The sequence below is a fragment of the Dankookia rubra genome (genome assembly GCF_004355005.1).
In the GTDB taxonomy this organism is placed as follows: Bacteria; Pseudomonadota; Alphaproteobacteria; order Acetobacterales; family Acetobacteraceae; genus Paracraurococcus; species Paracraurococcus ruber_A.
In genome coordinates this window covers 1-20726 of record NZ_SMSJ01000058.1, presented here as the reverse complement: position 1 = coordinate 20726, position 20726 = coordinate 1, and the positions used below count along the sequence as shown (strand labels likewise).

19 protein-coding genes are annotated in these 20726 nt (G+C 69.7%); 11 read left to right on the top strand and 8 right to left on the bottom strand.

Annotated features, from left to right (window positions below; translation table 11 throughout):
* The first annotated feature begins 4 nt into the window (after nt 1-4).
* Together hflX and E2C06_RS26210 are read left to right on the top strand one after the other, a co-directional pair.
* On the top strand, nt 5-1357 hold the full coding sequence (hflX, locus tag E2C06_RS26215; protein WP_370451487.1) for a GTPase HflX: 1353 nt from the start codon (nt 5-7) through the stop codon (nt 1355-1357).
* Entirely contained in the window at nt 1354-2178 is an 825-nt protein-coding gene (locus E2C06_RS26210; protein WP_133291541.1) for an inositol monophosphatase family protein, read from the top strand. Before hflX ends, E2C06_RS26210 begins: the two co-directional genes overlap by 4 nt.
* Before the next feature lie 122 nt (nt 2179-2300).
* On the opposite strand, the gene E2C06_RS26205 is transcribed toward E2C06_RS26210, so the two are convergent.
* Nucleotides 2301-4016: an N-acyl-D-amino-acid deacylase family protein gene (locus tag E2C06_RS26205; RefSeq protein WP_133291540.1), complete on the bottom strand. Its 1716-nt coding sequence runs from the start codon at nt 4014-4016 to the stop codon at nt 2301-2303.
* Nucleotides 4017-4282: 266 nt separating this feature from the next.
* On the opposite strand from E2C06_RS26205, the gene E2C06_RS26200 reads away from it, so the two are divergent.
* From E2C06_RS26200 to E2C06_RS26160, 9 genes are all read left to right on the top strand, one after another.
* A complete protein-coding gene (locus tag E2C06_RS26200; protein WP_133291539.1) occupies nt 4283-5221 on the top strand; it encodes an acetamidase/formamidase family protein in 939 nt (312 codons plus the stop codon).
* A gap of 22 nt (nt 5222-5243) precedes the next feature.
* The gene (locus E2C06_RS26195) at nt 5244-6005 is read left to right on the top strand and encodes an SDR family NAD(P)-dependent oxidoreductase (RefSeq protein ID WP_133291538.1); all 762 of its coding nucleotides are present in this window, start codon (nt 5244-5246) and stop codon (nt 6003-6005) included.
* An 11-nt stretch (nt 6006-6016) separates the two neighbouring features.
* A complete protein-coding gene (locus E2C06_RS26190) occupies nt 6017-7240 on the top strand; it encodes an urea ABC transporter substrate-binding protein (protein WP_133291537.1) in 1224 nt (407 codons plus the stop codon).
* A gap of 6 nt (nt 7241-7246) precedes the next feature.
* Nucleotides 7247-8113 carry a branched-chain amino acid ABC transporter permease gene (locus E2C06_RS26185; protein WP_133291536.1) on the top strand — a complete coding sequence of 289 codons (867 nt, stop codon included), beginning with the start codon at nt 7247-7249 and terminating at the stop codon, nt 8111-8113.
* On the top strand, nt 8113-9099 hold the full coding sequence (locus E2C06_RS26180) for a branched-chain amino acid ABC transporter permease (RefSeq protein WP_133291535.1): 987 nt from the start codon (nt 8113-8115) through the stop codon (nt 9097-9099). Before E2C06_RS26185 ends, E2C06_RS26180 begins: the two co-directional genes overlap by 1 nt.
* The gene (locus tag E2C06_RS26175) at nt 9096-9833 is read left to right on the top strand and encodes an ABC transporter ATP-binding protein (protein ID WP_133291534.1); all 738 of its coding nucleotides are present in this window, start codon (nt 9096-9098) and stop codon (nt 9831-9833) included. Before E2C06_RS26180 ends, E2C06_RS26175 begins: the two co-directional genes overlap by 4 nt.
* Before the next feature lie 10 nt (nt 9834-9843).
* Nucleotides 9844-10545: an ABC transporter ATP-binding protein gene (locus E2C06_RS38875; protein ID WP_133291533.1), complete on the top strand. Its 702-nt coding sequence runs from the start codon at nt 9844-9846 to the stop codon at nt 10543-10545.
* A gap of 18 nt (nt 10546-10563) precedes the next feature.
* Nucleotides 10564-12099, top strand: a complete 1536-nt coding sequence (locus tag E2C06_RS26165; RefSeq protein WP_133291532.1) for an amidase — start codon at nt 10564-10566, stop codon at nt 12097-12099.
* Nucleotides 12100-12339: 240 nt separating this feature from the next.
* A complete protein-coding gene (locus E2C06_RS26160) occupies nt 12340-13275 on the top strand; it encodes a pirin family protein (protein ID WP_133291531.1) in 936 nt (311 codons plus the stop codon).
* 228 nt (nt 13276-13503) lie between these two features.
* Here E2C06_RS26160 and mazG read toward each other — a convergent pair whose 3' ends face one another.
* From mazG to E2C06_RS26125, 7 genes are all read right to left on the bottom strand, one after another.
* Entirely contained in the window at nt 13504-14325 is an 822-nt protein-coding gene (gene mazG, locus E2C06_RS26155; RefSeq protein WP_133291530.1) for a nucleoside triphosphate pyrophosphohydrolase, read from the bottom strand.
* A gap of 349 nt (nt 14326-14674) precedes the next feature.
* Entirely contained in the window at nt 14675-15490 is an 816-nt protein-coding gene (locus tag E2C06_RS26150) for an MBL fold metallo-hydrolase (RefSeq protein WP_165982674.1), read from the bottom strand.
* Nucleotides 15491-15496: 6 nt separating this feature from the next.
* Complete coding sequence (locus E2C06_RS26145; RefSeq protein ID WP_133291529.1) at nt 15497-16273, bottom strand: TatD family hydrolase; 777 nt, start codon at nt 16271-16273, stop codon at nt 15497-15499.
* A gap of 3 nt (nt 16274-16276) precedes the next feature.
* Nucleotides 16277-17803 (bottom strand): methionine--tRNA ligase, encoded by a 1527-nt coding sequence (gene metG, locus E2C06_RS26140; protein WP_133291528.1) that lies wholly within the window; start codon nt 17801-17803, stop codon nt 16277-16279.
* Between the two features lie 11 nt (nt 17804-17814).
* Complete coding sequence (locus tag E2C06_RS26135) at nt 17815-18837, bottom strand: DNA polymerase III subunit delta' (RefSeq protein ID WP_133291527.1); 1023 nt, start codon at nt 18835-18837, stop codon at nt 17815-17817.
* 136 nt (nt 18838-18973) lie between these two features.
* The gene (tmk, locus tag E2C06_RS26130) at nt 18974-19591 is read right to left on the bottom strand and encodes a dTMP kinase (protein WP_133291526.1); all 618 of its coding nucleotides are present in this window, start codon (nt 19589-19591) and stop codon (nt 18974-18976) included.
* A 2-nt stretch (nt 19592-19593) separates the two neighbouring features.
* On the bottom strand, nt 19594-20726 hold a 1133-nt coding region (locus E2C06_RS26125), incomplete at its 5' end, for a D-alanyl-D-alanine carboxypeptidase family protein (RefSeq protein ID WP_133291525.1).

The following is a 20726-nucleotide window of genomic DNA, read 5'->3' as shown; positions in this document are numbered from 1 at the left end:
CAACTTGCCCGCGCCGGCGAACGACCGCGGCGACGGGACGGACGAGGGCCCGACCAGGGCCGCGGTGATCCTGCCCTATGAACGGACGCTGCGCGCCGTGCCGGCCGCCGGATCTCCGGCGGAAGGCATGCAGCGCGCCGCGGAGGCACGCCTGGCGGAGGCCGTCGGCCTCGCCGCCAGCATCGGCGTGACCATCGTGCACCAGGCGGTGCTGCCGCTGCGCGAGCGCCGGCCCAGCACGCTGCTCGGGTCCGGCCAGCTCGACTCGGTGAGGCAGCAGATCATCGAGCAGCGGGTCGGGCTGGTGGTCGTCGATGCCGCGCTGTCGCCGGTGCAGCAGCGCAACCTCGAACGCGAATGGAAGTGCAAGGTCATCGACCGCACCGGCCTGATCCTCGAGATCTTCGGGGAGCGCGCGCGCACCAAGGAAGGTGCGCTGCAGGTCGAGCTCGCCCACCTGGACTACCAGCGGACCAGGCTGGTTCGGTCCTGGACCCACCTTGAACGGCAGCGCGGCGGCTTCGGCTTTCTCGGCGGCCCTGGCGAATCGCAGATCGAGCTGGACCGGCGGCTGATCACCGACCGCATGGTCAAGCTGAAGAAGGAACTGGACCAGGTCCGCCGCACCCGCGGCCTGCACCGGCGCGACCGCGAACGCGTGCCCTACCCGGTGATCGCGCTGGTCGGCTACACCAATGCCGGCAAGTCCACGCTGTTCAATGCGCTGACCGGCGCCGGCGTCTATGCGCAGGACCAGCTCTTCGCCACGCTCGACCCCACCATGCGCGGCATCCGGCTGCCCTCCGGGCGGCGCGCCATCCTGTCCGACACCGTCGGCTTCATCTCCGACCTGCCGACGCAGCTGGTCGAGGCCTTCCGGGCGACGCTCGAGGAGGTGGCCGCGGCCGACGTCATCCTGCATGTCCGCGACGTATCGCATCCGGATACCGGCGCGCAGCGCAACGACGTGCTCGGCGTGCTGCGGGAACTCGCCAGCGGGCCGCACCCCGCGCTCGACGAGGGCTGGGAGAGCCGCGTCGTCGAGGTGCTGAACAAGGCGGACCTGCTCGGCGGCACCGGCGCGGTGCCCGGGGCGAATGGCGCCGACGGCCGCGTCGTCGCCGTCTCGGCCCTGACCGGGGAGGGGCTGGACGATTTGCGGGCGGTGCTGGATGCGCGGCTCGCGGCCGGGCTGGAGGTGGTGGACTATGCCATCCCGGCGGCCGACGGCGCCCGACTGGCCTGGCTGTACCGGCATGGCGAGGTGGTGGCGCGCGACGATGCTGAGGGCGACGTGCGGGTGACCGTGCGGCTGAGCCCGGCCGATCGCGCCCGCTTCGAGCAATCGCCGGCATGATCGGCGCGCGTGCCGCGGCCGACGTCGCGGCGCTGCTGCGCGCGGCGACGCGGGCGGAGATCCTGCCGCGGTTCCGCCGGCTGGGCGCGGGCGCGGTGCGGGCCAAGTCCGGGCCGCTGGACCTGGTGACCGATGCCGACGAGGCCGCCGAGCGGGTGATCACCGCCGGGCTGCGGGCACGCTTCCCCGAATGCGTCGTGGTTGGGGAGGAAGCGGCAGCGGCCGACCCTGCGCTGCTGCGGGCACTCGATGGCGCCGAACTCGCCTTCGTGGTCGATCCCGTGGATGGCACCGCCAACTTCGCCGCTGGCCTGCCGCTGTTCGGCTGCATGGTGGCGGCGGTTGTGCGGGGCGAGATCGTCGCGTCCTGGATCCATGACCCGCTCGGCGATGACACCGCGGTGGCGTTGCGCGGGGAGGGGGCCTGGATCGAATCTCCGGACGGGCACCGGCACGATCTGCGCGTCGCGGCGCCGGTGCCGGTCGCCGAGATGGTTGCGGCGGTGAGCTGGGGCTACATGCCGGAGCCGCTGCGCGGCCGGGTGACGGCGCGGCTGTCACGGCTGCGCGCGACGGTCGGCTTCCGCTGTGCCGCGCATGAATACCGCATGGTGGCGGGCGGTTATGCGCACGCGCTGGTCTACAACCGGCTCTACCCTTGGGACCACGCGCCGGGCTGGCTGCTGCACCGCGAGGCCGGCGGCTATTCGGCGCGGTTCGACGGCAGCCCGTACGGCCCGCTGGCGACAACGGGCGGGCTGCTGGTGGCGCCGGACAGGGCAAGCTGGGATGCGCTGCACGCGGCGCTGATCGCGGAATAGGGCCGGGGAGACAGCACTCTCCCCCAGGCCCCGCATTTGATGCTCGGAGCTGGCAGCCGCCGCCCAACGCCCGAAAGGCTGGGGCGGGGCTCGGGGAGGGAATGCTTTTCCCTCCCTGACCTTCAGCGCCCGGCGCGCACCAGCTTGCCCGGCAGCGCACCGGTATGCACGCCATCCTCGAAGACCGGAACGCCGGAGACGAAGGTGGCCTTATAGCCGTCCACCCGTTGCATCAGCCGCCGCCCGCCGGCCGGCAGGTCGTACCAGACCTCCGGCTTGTGCAGGCGCAGGCCTTCGTAGTCGATGATGTTGAGATCGGCCTTCTTGCCGACCGCCAGCCTGCCGCGGTCGTGAAAGCTGAAGAAATCCGCCGTCTCCGAGGTCTGACGCTTCACCACGAATTCCAGCGGTAGCCGCGCGCCGCGGTGCCGGTCGCGCGCCCAGTGCGTCAGCATCCAGGTCGGCACGCCCGCATCGAGGATCGAGGAACAGTGCGCCCCGCCATCGCCGAGGCCGAGCACCGTCGCCTCGTCCGTCAGCATGGTGTGGATGACGTCGTGGTTGTCGATGTTGTAGCCGGTGACGGGGAAGAAGATCAGGTTGGCGGGATCGGCCGCCATGTAGTCGTAGGCGACCTCGTCCGGGGTACGGCCTTCCCGCTCGGCGATGGCGGCGATGCTCTCGCTCGCCGGCGGCTCGTAGTCCGGCGGGTCGCCCAGCTTGAACATGCGATGCCACCGGCGGACGATGTGCTGGCGGAACTGGCTGAGGCGCGACAGCAGCGCCTCGTCCGGCTTGTCGGCCAGGATCCCGGCGCGCACCGCGGGGTCGCGCAGCCGCGCGAGGCGCTCCGCCACCGGAAGCTTCAGCAGCGCCTGGTAGCTGGGGCGGATCGTGAAGGGGTTCAGCGCGGTATCGACGCCGAGCAGCACGCCGACCGGGCGGCCGGCGACCTGCGCCGTCACCAGCGCGCCCTGGGCACGCGCCGCCTTGACGCCGTCGATCAGCCGGCGCCAGCGCTCGTCGTCGGTCGGCCGGTCGGTCAGCAGGAACCAGACGGGGCGGCCGGTCTCCTTGCCGAGCTGCGTCATCCAGCCGAGCTCCGACTCCTCGATGTCGAAGTCGCTGTTCATGCCGAAGGCGCCGTAGCCGACATCGCCGAGCGCGCGGCCGATCCCGAGCAGCTCGTCGATCTCGGAATAGCGGCTCGGCACCATGCCGCCGGTCAGCGTCTTGTGGGAGTTGGTGCGGGATGTGGTGAAGCCGAAGGCGCCGGCACGCAGCCCCTCCGCCGTCAGCCGCCGCATGGTGGCGATGTCCTCGGCCGTCGCCGCTTCGAGGTCGATCGCGCGCTGGCCCATGACATAGACCCGCAGCGGGTGGTGCGGGATCTGCGTGGCAACATCGATGGTGCGCGCCATGCCGTCGAGCGCGTCGAGGTATTCGGGAAAGCTCTCCCAGTTCCATTTCAGCCCCTCGGCCAGGGCGATGCCGGGAATCTCCTCCACCGCCTCCATCAGGCCGATGAGCTCCGTATGGTCCTTGCGGCGCACGGGTGCGAAGCCGACTCCGCAATTGCCGAAGAGGATGGTGGTGACACCGTGCCAGGATGAAGGCGCCAGCATCGGATCCCAGGTGGCCTGGCCGTCGTAGTGGGTATGGGCATCGACCCAGCCCGGGGTGACCAGCAGCCCATCGGCGCGGATCTCGCGCCGGCCTGGCCCGGCCTTGCCGCCGACCTGGGCAATGCGGTCGCCGTCGAGGGCGATGTCGCCGGTGACGCCGGCACTGCCGGTGCCGTCGATGATGGTGCCGCCGCGGATGACCGTGTCGTGCATCGCGTTCTGCCTTCTTGCTGGACGAACCCCTCGGCGGCGATTGAAGGCCCCGTGCCGCATCCGGGTCAAGCATTGCCCGCCGCGGTCCCCTTGCGCTGCCGTTGCGATGCACCCATCATCCGCGCGGGAGATACGCGGTACCGGCGAGCACGGCCTTCAGGGGGCAGGCTTGCGGCGTGTCCGCACGCATTCCTCCACCGGGCTGAGCATGTCGCGCGGCGTCACGCCGCGGATCGAATGCAGTATCCGGAGCGGAGGAGACGCCCTTGCCCACCGAACATACCATCGCCGCGACGCCCGACATGCTGGTCTGGGGCGGGCTTTCTGCGAAGACACCGCCGGCCCTGACGATCGAGTCCGGCGACACCGTCAGCATCGAGGCGGTGCCCGCCGGCGGCGCGCCGGCCTTCCCGCCGGACGCGGCTGCGGTGCCCGAGGTATATCGAGCGGCGGTGGAGCGTGTGCCGCAAGGGCCTGGCGCGCATTTCGTCAACCGGCCCGTCTTCGTGCGCGGCGCCGAGCGTGGCGACACGCTGCAGGTGGAGATCCTGGCGGCCGAGCCGAACATGGATTGGGGCTTCGTCTCGATCATGCCGCTGCTCGGCACGCTGCCCGACGAGTTCACCGAATATGAGACCATCCACCCGAGCATCGACCGCGCCCGCCGGACCTGTCTGCTGCCCTGGGGGACGGAGCTGCCACTTGATCCCTTCTTCGGCGTCATCGGCACGGCACCGCCGCCGGAATGGGGGGTCTGCAGCACCAATGTCCCGCGTGCCTTCGGCGGCAACATGGACAACAAGGAACTGAAGCCGGGCACCACTCTCTACCTCCCGGTGTTTAACGAGGGAGCGCTGTTCTACGCCGGCGATGGCCATGGCGTGCAGGGCGACGGCGAGGTCTGCATCACCGCCTTGGAAACCGGCCTGACTGGTCGCTTTCGGCTGACGGTGCGGAAGGACCTGCACCTGAAGATGCCCTTCGCCGAAACGGCGACGCACCTTATCTCGATCGGACTCGACGAGGACCTGGACGACGCGGCGAAGCAGGCGGTGCGGGAGATGGTGCGGGAGATCTGCGTGCGCACCAACCTGTCGCGCAACCAGGCCTACATGCTGTGCTCCCTCATCGGCGATCTTCGCGTGACCCAGACGGTCGACGGCAACAAGGGCGTGCACATGATGCTCGCCAAGACATACCTTTGACGCGGGCTTGGGGGCAGGGACGATGGATCTCGGGCTGAGCGGCAAGCGCGCGCTGGTGACCGGCGGGACCAAGGGCATCGGCCGCGCTATCGTCGAGCTGCTGGCGGCGGAGGGCTGCGGCATCGGCCTCTGCGCCCGCAACGCGGCGGAGGTCGAGGCGACGGTCGCCGCGCTTCGCGCCAAGGGCGTGACCGCGACCGGCGCGGCGCTCGACGTCGCCGACAGCCCGGCGTTGCGGCAATGGGTCGCCGACAGCGCCGCGGCGCTGGGCGGCATCGACATCGTCGTCGGCAATGTCAGCGCGCTGTCGGTCGGCGGCGAGGAGGCGTCCTGGAAGGCCGGCTTCGCCACCGACGTCATGGGCAGCGTCGTGCTGGTCGACGCGGCGATGCCCCTTCTGGAGAAGTCCCCTGCGGGGTCGATCGTGCTGATCTCGAGCGTCTCCGGCCGCGAGATCGACTTCGCCGCCGGGCCCTATGGCGCCTTCAAGGCGGCGCTGGTGCACTATGCGCAGGGGCTGGCCTTTCAGCTTGCGCCGAAGGGCATCCGGGCCAATGCGGTCTCCCCCGGCAACACTTATTTTGAAGGTGGCATCTGGCCGCGCATCGAGCGCGACATGCCCGCCCTGTTCGCGGAAGCGATGAAGCTGAACCCGACGGGGCGGATGGGGCGGCCGGAGGAGGTGGCGAATGCCGTCGCCTTCCTCGCCAGCCCCGCGGCCAGCTTCATCACCGGCACCAACCTCGTGGTCGACGGCGCCCTGACGCGCGGCGTACAGCTCTAGGGAGAAGCACGATGCATCGCAGGACACTCCTCGCCGCCGGTGGCCTCGCCGCGCCGCTGGTCATGCAGCATGCCGCGCTGGGCGCCGACCCGATCAAGGTCGTCGGCATCCATGATGCTTCGGGCGGGCTCGACATCTATGGCAAGCCGATGATCGCCTGTCTCGACTTCGCGGTGGAGGAGATCAACGCCGCCGGTGGGCTGATCGGCCGGCCGCTCGCGGTCACCAACTACGACCCGCAATCCAACATCCAGCTCTACACCCAGTTCGCCACCCAGGCCGCGACCAAGGACAAGGCGGCGGTGGTGCATGCCGGGATCACCTCGGCCAGCCGGGAGGCGATCCGGCCCGTGCTGAAGCGCTACAACACCCTGTACTTCTACAACACGCAGTACGAGGGCGGCGTCTGCGACCGCAACGCTTTCTGCACGGGCTCGACCCCGGCGCAGAATGTCAGCCGCCTGGTGCCGCACGTGATGAAGAAGTGGGGCAAGAAAGTTTATATCCTGGCGGCCGACTACAACTACGGCCAGATCACCAGCAAATGGGTGACGAAGTTCACCCGGGAGAATGGCGGCGAGGTCGTCGGGCTCGACTTCTTCCCGCTCGACGTCACCAACTTCGGCCCGGCCATCCAGAAAATCCAAGCCGCCAAGCCGGACATCGTCATGTCGGTGCTGGTCGGCGGCGCGCACATTTCCTTCTACCGGCAATGGGCGGCAGCGGGCATGAAATCGCGCATTCCGATGGTCTCCACCACGCTTGGGGGCGGCAACGAGAGCCTGGTGCTCTCGCCCGAGGAAGGCGACGGCATCATCTGCGCCTTCAGCTACTTCCAGGAAGTCGATACCCCCGCCAACAAGGCTTTCCTTGCCAAGTTCAAGGCGAAGCTCGGCGCCAGCACGCCCTATCTGGGCGGCGAGTTGGCGATGCGCAGCTATGTCGGCGTGAACCTGTGGGCAGAGGGCGTCAGGCGCGCCAAGTCCATCGACCGGATGAAGGTGATCGAGGCGCTCGAGTCGGGCGTCAGCTTCGCCGGTCCCCCGGGCCTGACCACGCTCGACCCCAAAACCCATCACACCACGGTCGACGTCTTCATCGCCGAGGTGAAGAACAAGGGCTTCCAGGTGCTGGAAACATTCCCGCAATCGCCGCCGTCGGACACCCAGTCGGTCTGCGACCTGCAGAAGGAGCCCAATGCCAGTAAGCAGGTCGTGGTCGACATCAAGACCTGACGCCCGATGGATGCGATCCTCGCCACCGGCATCCAGGCGCTGACCGGCATCGCCTCACTGCTGCTGGTCAGCCTCGGCCTCGCCATCGTCTTCGGCATGATGCGGGTGATCAACCTCGCGCATGGCGAGTTCCTGATGCTCGGCGCCTATAGCGCGATCCTGGCCGTCGAGGCCGGGGTCAATCTCTGGGTGGCGATGCTGGTGGTGGCGCCTGTCTGCGTCGGGCTGCTGGGGGCGGTGGTGGAACGCCTGGTGATCCGCCGCCTCTATGGCCGCATGGTGGACACCATGCTGGCCACCTGGGGGCTTTCCCTGGCGCTGATCGGTGCGGTGACCATGGCCTTCGGCAATAGCGTCGCCGGCTTCTCGGCACCTCTGGGCAGTGTGCAGATCGGTGCCTATTCCACCTCGGGCTATGGGCTGTTCCTGATCGGCGCGACCGTCGTGCTGCTGCTGGCGGTCTGGATGGTGCTGCGCTTCACCCCGGTCGGGCTGATCGCGCGAGGCACCATGCAGAATGCCGGCATGGCCGCGGCGCTCGGCGTGCCGACCGAGCGGGTCTATGCGCTGAGCTTCGCCGCCGGCGCCGCCGTCTCCGGCCTTGCCGGGGCGCTGATGGCGCCCTTCTCCGGCGTCGTGCCGACGATGGGCACCGCCTATATCGCCAAGTGCTTCATCACCGTCATCACCGGGGGGGCGGCGATGCTGGCCGGCACCGCCACCGCTGCCGGCCTGCTCGGCAGCGTCAATACCATCGGCACCTTCGCCTTCACGCCAGTGCTGGGGGAGGTGCTGATGCTCGGCGTCGCCATCGTGCTGCTGCGGCTGCTGCCGCAGGGCATCACCGGCCGCTTTTTCCGGCGGGCGCTGTGATGGAACGGCGCCGCGCCGCCTTCCAGTCGGGCCTTGCCGTCTTCGCCGCCGCGGTCGCCGCCTGGTGGCTGCCTCAGGTGCTGGAGCTCTTCTCGATCATCAACGCCACCGTCTATACGGCGATGGCGGTGCTGGCGCTCAGCCTAGCCCTGGTTTGGGGCTTCGGGGGGATTCTCTGCTTCGGCCAGGCCGCCTTCTTCGGCCTCGGCGGCTATGCCTATGCGGTCGGCGCGCTGAACGTCGGCGACACGACCTGGGCCATCCCCATCGCGCTGCTGGTGCCGACGCTGGCGGCCGCGGCGCTCGGCTATGTCATGTTCTACGGCCGGATCAGCGATGTCTACATGGGCGTCATCACCCTGACGGTGACGCTGATCCTGTTCAACTTCATCAACTCCACCGCGGGCGAGGAATGGCGCATCGGTGCCGCGCCGCTCGGCGGCTTCAACGGCATCCCGGCGACGCCGCCGCTGAACGTCCCCGGCGACCCCGGCACGCCGCTGACGCCGGAGCAGATCTTCGTCGTGGCACTGGCCTGCCTCGCCGGCTGCTACGTGCTCTGCAAGCTGATCCTGCGGAGCCATTTCGGCCGGGTGGTGGTGGCGATCCGGGAGAACGAGCTGCGCGCCTCCCTCCTCGGCTACGATGTGCGGCTCTACAAGCTCGGCATCTTCACCATCGGGGGCGCGATGGCCGGGCTGGCGGGGATGCTGTTCGCCAATTGCGTTTTCGTTTCGCCGACCATGTTCAGCCTGGCCTATTCCGGCCAGATCATCATCTGGGTCATGATCGGGGGCGTCGGCACGCTGTTCGGGCCGGTGGTCGGCGCCATGCTGCTGCAGGCGCTGACCGCCTGGGCCGGCACGCTGCCCGACATAAACCCCAACCTCATCCTCGGCCTGGTCCTGGTCGTCGCCGTGCTCGCCATCCCGCGCGGGTTGCAGCCGACGCTCGCTGGGCTCCTGCGGCGGCGGGAGGCGCCATGACCGCGCTGCTGGCGACCGAGAACCTGACCATGCGCTTCGGCGGCGTCGTCGCCGTTGACGGCGTGACATTGAGCATCGGCGAGCGCGAGCTGCGCTGCCTGATCGGCCCGAACGGCGCGGGCAAGTCCACCTTCTTCCGCTGCCTCACCGGCCAGTACCGGCCGACCTCCGGGCGCGTGCTGTGGCGGGGCCGGGACATCGTGGGCCTGGAGCCGCACGCGATCGCCCGGCTTGGCATCGGCATCAAGACCCAGGTGCCCTCGCTCTTCGACGGGCTGACGGCGCTGGAAGGCGTGGCACTCGGCGTCCGCCGGCTGCATGGCGAGCGGGAGGCCCGGCGCCGGGCGCTCGCCGCGCTCGACCGGCTCGGCATCGCCGACCTCGCCGGGGCGACCGTCGGGCTGCTGGCGCATGGCCAGCGCCAGCTGGTCGAGCTCGCCACCGTGGTGGCGCCGGAGCCCGACCTCATCATCCTCGACGAGCCCACTGCCGGCATGAGCGCCGAGGAGACCGCCGGCACCGCGGCGTTGATCCGGGAGATGAGCCGCGACCACGCCATCGTCGTCGTTGAGCACGACATGCAGTTCATCCGGGCCATCGCCGAGACCGTCACCGTCCTCCACCAGGGCCGGGTGCTGGTCGAGGACACCGCCCCGGTGGTGCTCTCCGATCCGCGGGTGCACGACGTCTATCTTGGCCGCCCGCCCGAGGCGCGGCAGGCGGTGCCGGCATGAGGGAGGATCCATGCTGGACGTAGGGGGCCTGGTCTCCGGCTATGGCCGCATCGGCGTGCTGCACGGCGCCGACCTCACGGTGGGCGAGGGGAGCTGCGTCGGCATCCTCGGCCACAACGGCATGGGCAAGACCACGCTGCTCCGCACCATCATGGGGCTGCTGCCGGCCAGGGCGGGCCGCATCACCCTGGACGGCACCGAGATCCAGCGCCTGCCGACCCACGCGCGGGCCAGGCTCGGCCTCGGCTATGTCCCGCAGGGGCGGCTGATCTTCCCGGCGCTCTCGGTGCTGGACAACCTGCGCTTCGCCATTCTGGCCAAGGGCACTGCCGAGGCGGCTATCCTCGAGGAGATCCTCGACGGGTTCCCCGAGCTCAAGCGGCTGCTGGAACGGCCGGGCGGCGCGCTCTCGGGCGGCGAGCAGCAGCTGCTCTCGCTCGCCCGCGCGCTTTGCGGCAGGCCGCGGCTGCTGCTGCTGGACGAGCCGACCGAGGGCATCCAGCCCTCGATCGTCGAAGCCATGGTGGAGCGCATCCATGGCCTCCGCCGCCGGGGCCTGTCGGTTTTGTTGGTCGAGCAGAACCTGGATTTCATCCAGGCGCTCTCGGACCGCATCCTGCTGATCCAGCGCGGCCGGATCACGCGGGAAATGCCCCCGGCCGCGCTGGCCGACCCTGCCCTGGTGCAGGAGTTCGTCGGCACGCACGCCTGACCATCGGAGAGGACGACCATGCCCCTGGGAACCCTGAGGCTGCCGACCACGGATGAGCTGCGCAAGGTCGCCGGCGAGCTTGGCATGACCATGTCGGACGACGAGCTGGCGCAGCACCGCGCCTGCCTGGAGGGCGGCATCGCCGCCTACAACATCGTCGACCAGATGACCGACGAGCTGCCGGAGGTGAAGTGGCCGCGCACCCCCGGCCGCCGCCCCGCGGGCGCCGACAACCCCTACAACGCCTGGTACGTGAAGAGCACGATCGAGGGCGCCCCGACCGGCAAGCTCAGGGGCAAGAAGGTCGCGGTGAAGGACAATATCTGCGTCGCCGGCGTGCCGATGATGAACGGCGCCTCGACGCTGGAGGGCTATGTGCCCGACCTGGATGCGACGGTCGTGACCCGCATCCTCGATGCTGGCGGCACCATCGTCGGCAAGACGGTCTGCGAGTATTTCTGCTTCTCCGGCGGCAGCCATACCAGCGCGCCGGCGCCGGTCCACAATCCGCATCGCATGGGCTATTCCGCCGGCGGGTCGTCCTCCGGCAGCGGCGCGGTGGTGGCGGCGGGCGAGGTGCCGATGGCCCTCGGCGGCGACCAGGGCGGGTCGATCCGCATGCCGTCCTCCTTCTGCGGCATCTACGGCATGAAGCCGACGCATGGTCTGGTGCCCTATTCCGGCATCATGCCGATCGAGCTGACCCTTGACCATACCGGGCCGATGACCGCGACGGTCGAGGATAACGCGCTGCTGCTGGAGGTGCTGGCCGGCCCCGACGGGCTCGACCCGCGGCAGTACAGCACCGCGCCGGTGCCGGCCTATCGCGACCAGATGGGCGGGGGCATCAAGGGGATGCGGATCGCCCTGGTGAAGGAGGGCTTCGGCCACCCGCAATCGCAGGAGGCGAACGATGTCCTGGTGCGCGAGGCCGCCGACCGGCTGCGCGGGCTCGGTGCCGTGGTCGAGGAGGTCTCGATCCCGCTGCATGCGCTGGGTGCGGCCATCTGGCTGCCCGTCGCGGCCGAGGGCGCCACGGTGCAGATGATGCATGGCAACGGCTTCGGCTTCAACTGGCAGGGGCTCTACGTGAACTCCCTGCTCGATGCCCATAGTGCCTGGCGCGGCCGGGCGGACGAGCTGTCCGAGACGCTGAAGAACACCATGCTGCTCGGCCACTACATGGTCACCCGGCATCGCGGGCACTACTACGCCAAGGCGCAGAACCTGGTCCGCCGGTTGCGGAAGGCCTATGACGACGTGCTGGCGCAGTACGACCTGCTGGCGATGCCGACCCTGCCCATGGCAGCGACCAAGCTGCCCGCGCCAGGCGCCTCGACCACCGAGATCATCCAGAAGGCCTTCGAGGTGCTGCCCAATACGGCGCCCTTCGACTGCACCCACCACCCCTCGATGAGCATCCCCTGCGGCCTGGCGGACGGGCTGCCGGTGGGGCTGATGCTGACCGGGAAGATGTACGACGAGGGCAGGATCTACCGTGCCGCGGCGGCCTTCGAGAGCGGCGTCGATTGGAAGTCGCTGACCGCGAGCTGAGCGCCCGGGGGCGATGGGAAGGCAGGGTTGGGGAGGGAAACGTATTCCCTCCGCAAACCCGACCCTTCCTTTTTGGGAGTCGGCAGCCGAAACGCAGCGAGTGCCAGACTTGGAAAAATAGATGAGGAGGACCGGGGGAGAATACCTTCTCCCCCGGCCTTTCCAGGCGGGCAGGATACCGCCTCGCCGCAGGCTGGGTCCCCACCCATATGCCGTGGTTCCAGGACAGGAACCACGCCGATGAGCTGGCAACCCGCCGCAGAACCCCCGAAGGACGTCGAACTCGTCATCATCCCCCGGGCGCATGACGTGGGCGGCTTCGAGGTCCGCCGCGCCCTGCCGGCGCAGGAGCGCATGCTGGTCGGGCCCTTCATCTTCTTCGACCAGATGGGGCCGGGGGAGTTCCTGGCGGGGCAGGGGCTGGATGTCCGGCCGCACCCGCATATCGGCCTCTCGACCGTCACCTACCTGTTCCAGGGCTCGATCCAGCACCGCGACAGCCTCGGCTCCGACCAGCCGATCCTGCCGGGCGACGTGAACTGGATGACCGCGGGTCGCGGCATCACCCATTCCGAGCGCAGCAGCGCCGAGGACCGGCTGACCACCCGGACCATGTCCGGCATCCAATCCTGGGTGGCACTGCCGAAATCCGCCGAGGAAACGGCGCCGGCCTTCCATCACCATCCGGCCGCGACGCTGCCGCTGGCCGAGGAAGGCGGGCTCACGCTCCGGCTGATCGCCGGGGAGGGCTGGGGAATGCGGGCGCCGGTCGCCACCGCTTCGCCGCTCTTCTACGCCGATGCGGTGCTGGCCCCGGGCGCCCGGGTGCCGCTGCCGGACCGGCACGAGGAACGCGCCGCCTATGTGCTGCGGGGCAGCGTGTCGATCGGCGGCGACAGCTTCGAGCCCGGCCGCATGCTGGTCTTCCGCGCCGGCGACGGGCTGGCGCTGACCGCGGGCCCCGAGGGTGCCCGGCTGCTGCTGCTGGGCGGGGCGGCGATGGACGGGCCGCGCTACGTTTTCTGGAACTTCGTGAGTTCCTCGCGCGAGCGGATCGAACAGGCCAAGGCGGACTGGCGGGCCCAGCGCTTCGCCCGGGTCCCGACCGACGACAAGGAGTACATCCCCTTGCCCGAGACGGTGCGGATACGGGCGGGCACCCCGAGCCAGAACTGAGGGGCGGGCAGGGGGCGGCAAGCGGACCGCCCCGATTGCTCCGTGCAACGGCACTCAAGTTCCTTTTTTGATCGCGTTTGTTCTCGCACTCCGCCATAAAATCAGAGCCTGCCGACAAATTGTAAAACATTTTCCTTTGCTGTGTGAATAGTTTTCTTCTGCGGAGCGGTAGAAGTCGGCGGGCTTCGCGCGCTCGAAGTGGATGTAAATCGTTTTACTCTGCACCGCTCACTCGGGCGAAGCGCCTCTTTCCGCCCGCTTCACCGCCTGCCACTCCGCCTCCATGGCCTCCAGTCCGGCATCGTTCGGCGCCAGACCCCGCGCCGCCAGCTGCGCTTCCACTGCGGTAAAGCGCCGCTCAAACTTGGCATTCGCGCCGCGCAGGCATTCTTCCGGGTCGAGATCGAGCTTGCGGGCCAGGTTGGCCAGGACGAAGAGCAGGTCGCCGACTTCGTCTGCCAGCCGAACCGGATCGGCCTCGGGCAGCTCGGCGCGCAGCTCGGCCGCTTCTTCCTCCAGCTTGTCGAGCACCGCGGCGGGCTCCGGCCAGTCGAAACCGACCCTTGCGGCGCGGCGGGTCAGCTTGTTGGCCCGTGTCAGGGCCGGGAGGCCGTCCGGGATGCCGGCCAGCGTCCCGGTCTCAGCGCGGGCGGCGCGCTCGGCCGCCTTCTGCACCTCCCAGGCCGCGGTCTGTGCAGCGGCATCGCGCGCCGTTGCGCTTCCAAAGACATGTGGATGTCGAGAGACCATTTTCCTGTGAATATTTTCCGCAACATCGTTGAAGGAAAAACTTCCTTCCTCCTCGGCGATCCGCGCGTGGTAGACGACCTGAAACAACAGGTCGCCGAGTTCGTCCAGCAGCGCGGCGCGGTCGCCACGGCGGATGGCGTCGGCGACCTCGTAAGCTTCCTCGATGGTGTAGGGAGCGATTGTCTCGAAGCTTTGCACCTGGTCCCAGGGGCAGCCGCCGACCGGGTCGCGCAGGCGGGCCATGGTATCCAGCAGGCGGGCCAGCGCGGCTTCGGGATCAGGTGGTGGGGTATCGGGCATCGGGTGGTTCTCCGGCGGTGCGGCGCAACAGCAGAGCTACGTCAGGCTGGCAAGGGGCGGGTCCGTAGCCGTCCGGAGCAGGAGGGCAGCAGGAGTCGCCGGGGCGGGCGAGAGACCTATCCTTGTACGCGTCATCCACAATACCTGCGTGCCGCATAAGATATATTATGGAAAATAAGAGTCTGTGGAGAAGTCAGGGGAAAGCCTGTTCGCGCCTGTGGATGGCGCGGGCTCCTCCCGGCGTCACCGCCGGCCTCATCGATGGATGCGGTCCCCTTCGGGCCCCCCGGCCCGTCGCCACCCTGGCGCAGGCAGCGGCGCAGCGGAACTCAGGTCTTGCTGCACGGTGTTACAGGCCTCGGATGTCCGGTATTTCCAGCACCATGCCGTCGAAGCCGGGCTCGACTCCCGGCGGCAGGTCGCGCAGCAGGCTGCGGTAATCCATCGCCGGGCCCATATGCGTCAGCACCGTCCGCCGCGGTCGCAGTTGGGTCACCCAGTCCAGAACCCGGTCCAGGTTGGCATGGACATGATGCGGCCGGTGCTGGAAGCAGCCGACCACCCAGGTATCGAGGCCCTGCAGCGCCGCGAGGCTTTCCTCCGGCAGGTTCACCACATCCGTCGAGTAGGCAAACCTGCCGACCCGCAGCCCCAGCGTGTCCATCACGCCATGGTCCTGGCGGAAGACCTCGACCGACAGACCTGCGGTCTCGAAACGTTCGCCGAACGCGATCCGTCGCGGTTCCAGCGCGGGACGAAAGAAGAACTCGGTCGGGCCGATGAAGGCATAGTCGAACCGGTCGTCCAACTTCTGCAGCGTGGTCCGGGTCCCCCAGGCGTCGATCGCCCGGCCAAGGGTCCGGTTGACCTGGCGAATGTCGTCGATGCCCAGGATGTGGTCCGCATGGGCATGGGTGAAGACCACCGAGTCGAAGGTGGCGATCCGGCAGGCGAGCAGTTGCTGCCGCAGGTCGGGACCGGCATCGACCAGCAGCCGGCCGCCCGACGTCCCGTCGGGACCGGGGCCCTCGATCATCGCTGCGGTGCGGGTACGGCGGTTGCGTGGCTCGGCGGGGTCGCAATCCCCCCATTCCCCGCCCCCGTCCCGACCGCCCAGCAGCGGCACGCCGCCGGAGCCGCCGCAGCCGAGGATGGTGACGCGCAGCAAGGCTCAGGCCGCTTTCGGGAAGAGCCGGAGGAAATTCGTCGTGGTCAGGGCTTCCGCCTCGGCAATGCCAAGACCCCGGGTTTCGGCCAGGACCTTGGCGGTATGCGCGACGTAGCCAGGCTCGCAGCGCTTGCCGCGCAGCGGCACGGGCGCGAGGTAGGGGCTGTCGGTCTCGATCAGGATCCGGTCGGCCGGCGCCTCGGCGGCGATCGCCCGGATCTCGGGCGACTTCGGGAAGGTCAGGATGCCGGAGAAGGAAAGGTAGCCGCCCATCGCCAGCGCGCCACGGGCGAGCTCGGCGCCGGAGGAGAAGCAGTGCAGCAGGAAGGGAAAGGCGCCGCCCGCCGCCGTCTCCTCCCGCAGGATGGAAAGGATGTCCTCGTCGGCCTGACGGGCATGGATGCAGACCGGCAGGCCGGTCTGCCGCGCCGCCCGAATGTGGCGGCGGAAGCCTTCCTGCTGCGCCTCCCGCGGGGACTTGTCGTAGAAGTAGTCGAGCCCGCATTCGCCGATGCCGATGACCCGCGGGTGGTCGGCCAACGCCACGATCTCCGCCGTGGTCGGCATGCCCTCCGGCTCGCCGGCATTGTGCGGGTGGACGCCGACGGTGCCCCAGACATCGGGGAAGCGCTCGGCCAGCGCCTTGACCTGCACCGCCTGGCCGACCCGCGTGCCGATGCTGACCATGCGACCGACCCCGGCCTCCCGCGCGCGGGCGACGATGTCCTCGATCTCGGCCTCGGTGAAGTAGTCGAGATGGCAATGGCTATCGACCAGCATGGGCTAGACGGCGTCCTCGATCTTGCGGAACAGCGGCGCCGGCGGCGGCAGCGCCGTGCCCCCGGGCAGCGGGGTCGAGAGGTCGGCGAGGCCCCTCGCCTGCTCCGGCACGCCGAGCTGGTCCAGCATCGCCGCGGTGCTGCCCGGCATGAAGGGCTGCAGCACCGTGGCGAAGACCCGCAGCGCGGTATGCAGGTGCCGCAGCACCACGCCCATGCGCGCGAGGTCGGTCTTCTTCAGTGCCCAGGGCGCCTGCACGGTGATGTAGCCATTCGCCGCCCGGGCCTGGGCCATGATGGCCTCCAGGGCCAGGTGGAATTCCTGCGCCTCGAGATGCGCCGCGACCGTCTTCGGCAGCGCCGCCAGCCCGGCGAGCAGCTCGGCATCGGCCTCGCTGCCCGCGGCCTCGGCGGGCAGCTTGCCCTCGCAGTTCCGCTGGATCAGCGACAGGGTCCGGTTCGCCAGGTTTCCAAGCGTATCCGCCAGCTCGCCGTTGTTGCGGCCGATCAGCGCGGCGCGGGCGAAGTCGCCGTCGTTGCCGAAGGGCACCTCGCGCAGCAGGAAGTAGCGCAGCGGGTCGAGCCCGTACTGCTCGATCAGCACCAGCGGGTCGATGGCGTTGCCGAGCGACTTCGACATCTTCTGCCCCTCGATCGTCCACCAGCCATGCGCGAAGACGCGCTTCGGCGGGGCGATCCCGGCCGCGGCAAGGAAGGCCGGCCAGTAGATGGCGTGGAAGCGGACGATGTCCTTGCCGACGAAATGCACGTCGGCCGGCCAGAACCGCCAGCGTGCGGCGCCGGCGTCCGGGTATCCCGCCGCGGTGATGTAGTTGGCCAGCGCATCGAGCCAGACATACATCACGTGCGCCGGGTCGCCCGGCACCGCGATGCCCCAGGTGAAGCTGGTGCGACTGATCGAGAGGTCCTGCAACCCCGACTTGACGAAGCTGATCACCTCGTTCCGGCGCGAGGCCGGGGCGATGAAGCCCGGGTTCTCCTCGTAGTAGCGCAGCAGCCAGTCCTGCCACTTCGACAGCCGGAAGAAGTAGGACGGCTCCTTCACCCAGGCGACCGGGGCGCCGGAGGGCGCGTATTTCACCCCGTCCCGCTCGGTGAGTTCGTCCGGCCCGTAGAAGGCCTCGTCGCGGACCGCGTACCAGCCCTCGTAGTGGCCGAGATAGATCTCGTCGCGGCGGACCAACTCCTCCCACAGCGCCTGGCAGGCGGCCTTGTGGCGCGGCTCCGTCGTGCGGATGAAGTCGTCGTGCGAATAGCCCATGCGCTCGGCCAGTAGGCGGAAGCTCTGGCTCACCTGGTCGGTGAAGGACTGCGGGTCCATCCCGGCATCCTGCGCCGCCTTCTCCACCTTCTGGCCGTGCTCGTCGGTGCCGGTCAGGAAGAAGACCTCGTGCCCTTCCAACCGCTTCCAGCGGGCCAGCACGTCGGTCGCCAGCGAGGTATAGGCGTGGCCGATATGCGGCCTGTCGTTCACGTAATAGATCGGCGTGGTGTAGTAGAAGCGTGACATCGCTGGGTCTCTCAGCGGATCGGCAGCCAGCCGAGGCCGGTCAGCACCGCCTGCTTGCGGTCGAGGTTCAGTCGCTCGGTCTCGTCGGCCAGGCGGCCGAGCTTGTCCCACAGGGTCGACCAGTCGGCAAGCGAACGCCCGGCGATCCAGGGCGGCGCATGGCCGCCGCGCCCGGCGTCGCGCACGCCGGCGGCGATCGCCCGGCGCAGCAGGGTCAGGAACAGCGTCAGCGCGGCGGCTTCGCGCTTCCCGGCGATGGTATCGGCCATGGCATGGAGGCGGCGCGGGTCGGGCTGCGGCATCTCAGCCAGCACCGCTTCCACGAGGCCTTGCAGGACCAGCCCCTCGCCTTCCGCAAGCGCCAGCGCCTGTCCCGGGCAGCCATCGGCGATCCGGGCGAGGCCAAGCCGGTCCGGCCCCGACATCTCCGGCAGCCACCGGGTCAGCAGCCCGTGCATTGCCTGCTCCGCCAGCGGGAAGAGGTCGAGCCGCCGGCAGCGGCTGCGGATGGTGGGCAGCAGCCGGTCCGGCGCACTGGTGACCAGCAGCTGCACGGTGCGGGGCGGCGGCTCTTCCAACGTCTTCAGCAGGATATTGGGGACCACGGCGCGGTCGACCCGTTCGAGCTCCTCGACCACCAGGGCGCGCCAGCCGCCCTCCGCCGCGGTCATCGCCATGAAGCGCAGGGCGCCGCGCGCCTCGTCGGCCCGCAGCACCTCCTTTGTTCCCCCCTTGCTGCCCAGGCTGGGGGCCAGGGTGAAAAGATCGGCATGCGCGCCGGACGCGACACGGCGGAAGGCGGGCTCGTCCTCGGCGACCTCGAGCGGCGGCCGGCCGGGCACGGCGGGCGGCATCCCGGCCAGCAGGAAGCGGGCGAAACGATAGGCGAGCGTCGCCTTGCCGACACCGGGTGGCCCGGCGATCAGCCAGGCATGGTGCAGCTTGCCGGAACGCGCCGCTTCCTCGAGCGTGCGGGCGGCATCGTCATGGCCGATCAGGTCGGGATTGGCGCGGGGTTCGGGAGGGGGACTCACCCCGGCAGGTTAGGCCATGTACCAGCCGGCGGGAACGGCAGCTGCCTGGGGATCAACCCTTTCGGGCGGCAGGCTGCCGGCAGTCGAATCACGCCGGCCTGCGGCCCGACCTCGCCAAGCGCCGCCTGGCCCGGGGTCATGCTCCGAGCCGGGCCCGCACCAACCGCAGGATCTCCGCCGCCACGCCCTCCGGCGCCGCGGTCGCGTCCACGACGGCGCAACGGGCCGGCTCGGCGGCCGCAATGGCGCGGAAGCCGGCGCGGACGCGCTCGTGGAAATCCGCGTCCAGCGCCTCGTAGCGGTTGGTCTCGCCGCGGGCGGCGGCGCGGGCCAGCCCCTCCCCCGGGCCGATGTCAAGCACCAGGGTCAGGTCCGGCGTGAGCCCTTCCAGCGCCACCGCCGCCAGCCCATCGAAGACCCCGCGCGACACGCCCTGGCCGAAGACCTGGTAGGCCATGGTGCTGTCGGCGAAGCGGTCGGAGATGACCCAGGCACCGGCTTCCAGTGCCGGTCGGATGGTCCGCACCACATGCTCGCGGCGCGCGGCGAAATGCAGCATGCACTCCGCCACCGCGTCCCAGGGCCCCTGCCCCAGCAGCACGCCGCGGATCGCCTCGGCACCCGCGGCACCGCCCGGCTCCCGCGTGCGGACCACGCGGTGCCCGGCGGCCACCAGCGCGCTTTCCAGCAGCCGCGCCTGGGTGGACTTGCCCGCCCCCTCACCACCTTCCAGCGTGATGAAGCGGCCGCGCATCCTCAGCTGCCCGCGAACCAGGAGCCGATGACCGCCGGGATCCGCGGCAGCAGGCCGAGCCGCTCGACATCCGCCCCGGCGAGCAGCGGCAGCTGCAGGTTGGGCACGCCCTGGCCGGAGACCAGCAGCTTGCCGAGCTCCTGGCCCTTCAGCACCGGCGCCTGGACCGGGGTGTCGTACTGCAGCTTGGCCTGCAGCTTGTTGCGCCAGCTGCGCGGCAGGGTCACCACCATGTCGCGGCCGCCGACCAGCGGCACGGTGCGGCGGTTGCCGAGATGCACCGGCACCTCCTCGACCACGTCTGCCGCCTTGAACAGCACCACGTTCTCGAATTCACGGAAGCCCCATTCCAGCAGCCGCTCGCTCTCCTCGCCCCGCGCCTTCATGCTGGGCAGGCCGTTGAAGACGAGGATGAGGCGACGGTCGCCGCGCTTGGCGCTGGCAGTCAAGCCGTAGCCGGCCTCCTCGGTATGGCCGGTCTTCAGGCCGTCGGCACCGGGGACACGGGCCAGGGAAGGGTTGCGGTTGTCCTGGCTGATGCCGTTCCAGGTGAAGCTGCGCTCGTTGTAGACCCTGTAGTATTCGGGGAAGTCGGCGATCAGTCGCTTCGCCAGCCGGGCCAGGTCGCGGCAGGTCATCCGGTGCTCAGGGTCGGGCCAGCCCGTCGCATTGCGGAAGCTGCTGTCGGTCAGGCCGATCTCCTTGGCCTTCTGGTTCAGCAGTTCGGCGAACTGCTGCTCGGACCCGCTGATCGCCTCGGCGAAGACCACGCAGGCATCGTTGCCGGACTGCACGATGACGCCGCGCATCAGCGCCTCGACCGGCACCTGGTTGCCGATCTGGACGAACATCTTGCTGCCGCCCATGCGCCAGGCGCGCTCGCTGACCGGCAGCTCCTGGTCGAGCTTCAGCCGGCCCTTCTGCAGCATGTCGAAGACGACGTACATCGTCATCAGCTTCGACATCGAGGACGGCGGCATCCGCTCGTCGGCGTTCTTCTCGAGCAGCACCGCCTCGGTGTCGTAGTCGATGATCAGCGCCTGGCGGGCGATGGTGTCGATCGGGCCGAGCGGCGTGGTCGCCGGCGAGCCGGGCGGCGGCGGCGTGCGGCCGGCGCCGCGGCCGGCCGGCGGCT